Source organism: Variovorax sp. Soil_C_19, from assembly GCF_057657255.1.
Genome location: NZ_JBDGIV010000035.1, coordinates 1 through 1,094 on the forward strand (window position 1 = coordinate 1; position 1,094 = coordinate 1,094).

The window sequence follows — 1,094 nt, forward strand, 5'->3', positions numbered from 1 at the left end:
CCGGAGATCGCGTCGTTCGCGTTGGTGGCGCCGAGCGTCAGCCGCGTGGCACCGAGCACCACCGCGCCGCCGCCCGCGAGCGAGCCGATCGCGAGGCCCGCCGGTGCAGTGATGCCCGACACGTCGAGCGTGCCGCCCGCGGCGTTGGTGATCGATGCACCGCCCGCGGACGCATCGCCCGCGAAGTACACCATGCTGCCGGCCTGGTTGTTTACCTTGGCCGTGCCTGCGCTGGCCGACTCGGCGAAGAGGACCAGGCCGCCCTGGTTGTTGATGGTCGCGTCGTCGGCGCTGCTGGTATTGATGAACAGGGCCGCATTGCCGATGCCGCCCGCGAGCCCCTGGCCATGCACGTCGATCTGGGCCGTGCCGCCGGTGGCCGACTGCGCGAACACGAGCAGGTTCGCTGTGTCGGTGCTGCCGGCGCGGCCGACTGTGAAGCGGGTGCTGCCGGCGCTGGCCGAACCGGTGATCGTCACCTCCGTGCCATTGGTCTCCTGGCGCACGTCGCCGCTGCCGAACGCGCCATCCGCGGTCGCGGCGACGGTCGCTCCGTCTCGCAGCACCGTGCCGCCGCCGTAAGTGTTGGCGGCGTTCAGCTGCACTGCGCCGCCCGTGCCGGTCACCGTGAGGCCGCCCGCACCGCCGATCGACCCGTTCGATTCGAACGCGCCGTCCGCCATTTCGAAGGTTCCGCCGCCCGCGCCTAGCGTGATGGCGCGCTTGGAAGCCACCGTCAATCCGCCGCTGGCCACGCGCAGCGTGCTGCCGTTGAGCGCCAGTGCAGTGCCCGCCGCGCCCAGGTTGTTGTCCGCCGCGATCTGCAGGGTGCCGCCATTGACCGTGGTGCCGCCCGTGTAGGTGTTCGCACCGCCGAGCACCAGCGTGCCGCCGTCTGCCTTCACGAGCCCGCCCGCGCCGCCGATCGCCGCGCCGATGGTCGCGGTCATGCCCGCGCTCGCGGCTGTGCCGTCGCCCACGCGCACCACCGTCGCCGGTGCGCTGATCGTCAACGCATCGCCGACGATGCTGTAGCCGTCGACCGCGAACTGCGCGCCGCCGATGCGCACCGCGCCGCCCGCACCCTTGTTGTC

The 1,094-nt window shown here is 72.4% G+C and carries 1 protein-coding gene; it reads right to left on the bottom strand.

Features of this window, described 5'->3' with window-relative positions; all coding sequences use genetic code 11:
* Positions 1-1,094 (bottom strand): autotransporter-associated beta strand repeat-containing protein (locus AC3A6R_RS27095; protein WP_487863269.1); only part of this gene is annotated, 1,094 nt, incomplete at both ends.